This is a genomic window from Marinibactrum halimedae (assembly GCF_021234875.1).
Classification (GTDB): domain Bacteria; phylum Pseudomonadota; class Gammaproteobacteria; order Pseudomonadales; family Cellvibrionaceae; genus Marinibactrum; species Marinibactrum halimedae.
This window is the reverse complement of record NZ_JAJQVM010000083.1, coordinates 1-2,497: the sequence shown is the minus strand read 5'-3', so window position 1 is coordinate 2,497 and position 2,497 is coordinate 1. Positions and strand designations below refer to the sequence as shown.

Here is a 2,497-nt window from a genome sequence, read left to right as displayed (position 1 = left end):
ATTACGATGTAAGAGTGGCAAAACTCGAAAAGGCTACAGCAGCAATTCGGGAAAAGCGTCTATTTTTTAGCAAATCCTACGATGAAGAGTTTGGCAAAAACTACGACAGCAAAAAGGTGCGCTACAATTGACTATGCAGTGCGCAACGAAGTGCAGCGCTGCCCGGAGCCGCATTGCGGCGGAGTGTCCGACAACCACGTTTACTCTGTATTACTCAATTGATCAATTGCCTCTCTGGCAGAAACAATAAGCTCCGCAAGCTCTTGCTGATATTCTTTCATTATTTTTTCATTGTTATTTTCAAGTAACATGGAAATTATTTCGCTCTCACTAATTTTCATATTATTTCTTATAAAAAATTTATCAATATGCTTCAATGTGACTTCTAAGTCTTTAATCCACATCCAGTCATTATGCAGCCAAAATTTATTTCGCTCACGTGACGCCAACTCCCTTGTTGCTATGTGCTCAGAATCACCTCTTAATGCTCCCAATAACATTTTTATAAGATCATATTTATTAAGCATAGGAACCTTTAATCATCAGAATTTTTAGAATCGCTCTTTTTGGCTGTAATTTTAACTTTGGTAGGAACATTTCTAACTTTCTTGCCATCAATGTTCACATCTTCATTACCCCAAGCTTTTACCTCAATATCGTCATACCCAAGCTTTACTCTTTCTCTACCAAAAGATATTTCTTTAATTGCATCCACATGCATTTGCGATTCAGGAGTCCCTTTTTTAGAGGAGTTTCTTATTTTGTTAAACTCCTTTTGAAAATTCTGTAGGTTTTTTCTGATGATTGATCCATCTAAAGAATTAGGAGGCATACCATGCTCCTTAGTATAAATATCAATAGATTGGCTCAATATTTCACTGGTTAAACCAAAACCATCACCCTTGAGCACTATACCTCTATTAAATCTATTATTAATATAAAACTCTAATGAACCAGCATCCGAGTCGACGGTAGTATATGCTAGTTCTAACATGTCATCGGGACCATCAATATAAAATTCATACTCTGCACCTCCATACATTTTCTTCACTTTTATATCTTCTTTTTTAAAGTAAAGAATTTCTTCTCCATCAGGAGTGTGTGTTGGCTTATCCGAGTCAGGACAGTCGCCCGGCTTTGCTGTCAGACCGAACGGATCTATCCACTTAATCGGATTCGGTGCATATCGATAATTATTAATCCCCCCATGTAACCCAATCAGGTCTTGAGTAATAAACTGCCCAATCGCCGGATCATAATATCGAAAACGGTTGTAATGAAGGTTGGTTTCTTCGTCGTGATACTGACCCTGAAACCGTATCGGCTGATGGAATTGTTCACCTTCATGCTTAATCGCTAAATTACCATACGTCTGGTAACTCACACTCCATGCAATATTCCCTTTCTTGTCTGTGAGAGTATCTGGCGTGCCTAAGTGGTCGGTGTGGTAGTGGTAGACCTTACCTTCATCACTTAATGCCACTGGTTTAAAGGTGCCCGGTTCGAAGAAGTATAAGCGCTCGTGGAGCATTTTACCCGGCTGATTCGGGTGGTTGGTTTCTCTTAGGAGTACGTCGCCATCCCATAAGAATTCTACATGCTTGTCGGCGGTGGTTTTGCCGATTCTTCGGCCTAATGGGTCGTATTGAAAGGTGACTTCCGATTCTTTTTGGCCGTTTTTTCCTTTTTCTACTTTGGTTAATTGATGGCGGCTGTTGTAGTAGTAACGGGTTTGGAGTTTTTGTTCTTTGCCTCGCATACTGGCGGTGCGATTGCCGTGTTGGTCATACCAATAATGCGTATCACCTCTGAACGTTAAGCGGTTACCTTTAACTTGTGTGTTACTGGCTTGTTGTTGAGCGTCTTGTTCGGAGTGGCCTGCCGCTAAGATGTTGTGGGCTGGGTCGTGAATAAAGTGTTCGGGCTGTGGGCCGTTGACTTGGGTGAGGCGATCTAGCGCGTCGTAAAAATACTGTTTGGTGCCCCGTTGGCTGTCGTCAATTTGGCTGATTTGCCCGGCGGTGTTGTAGTGGTATTGCTTGCTTTGAATAACACTGGGTTTTACACCTTGTGTAGGATCAATAACCGGTGCTTCGGCGCCTAATTGAGCACTCTGTGTTTTGGTTAACGTGTGTTGTTGTAAACGGCCTTGGGGGTCGTAAGATTTTTCGCTTAATAAGCCGTTACCGTGTTGACGTGCAATTTCTCGGCCTTGTTGGTCATGGCTGATTTCGGTGAGTAATTGGTCTTCGGATTTCCCCAGTGGGCGGTAATGCAAACTTTTAAATTGGCCGGCGGTATTAAATCCGTATTTGATGATTTCGCCGGTGGGCGTGGTGGTTTCTATTCGATTGCCGGCGGCATCGTATTGATGAGTGAGTTTGTCGTGCCCTTGCCAATCATGAATCACTCGCCCACAGGCATCGTAGGTCCACTTTAAGGTGCGGTGTGCATTTTTGGCTTCGGTTAATTGGCCGGAGGCATTGTATTGAAAATC

At 42.5% G+C, this 2,497-nt stretch carries 2 protein-coding genes; both read right to left on the bottom strand.

Translation table 11 applies throughout. The features are described from left to right. Nucleotides 1-200: 200 nt before the first annotated feature. A complete protein-coding gene (locus LU351_RS20260; protein WP_232595904.1) occupies nt 201-527 on the bottom strand; it encodes a hypothetical protein in 327 nt (108 codons plus the stop codon). Between the two features lie 8 nt (nt 528-535). Beyond that, nucleotides 536-2,497: RHS repeat domain-containing protein (locus LU351_RS20255; RefSeq protein WP_232595903.1), on the bottom strand; the 1,962-nt coding region annotated here is incomplete at its 5' end.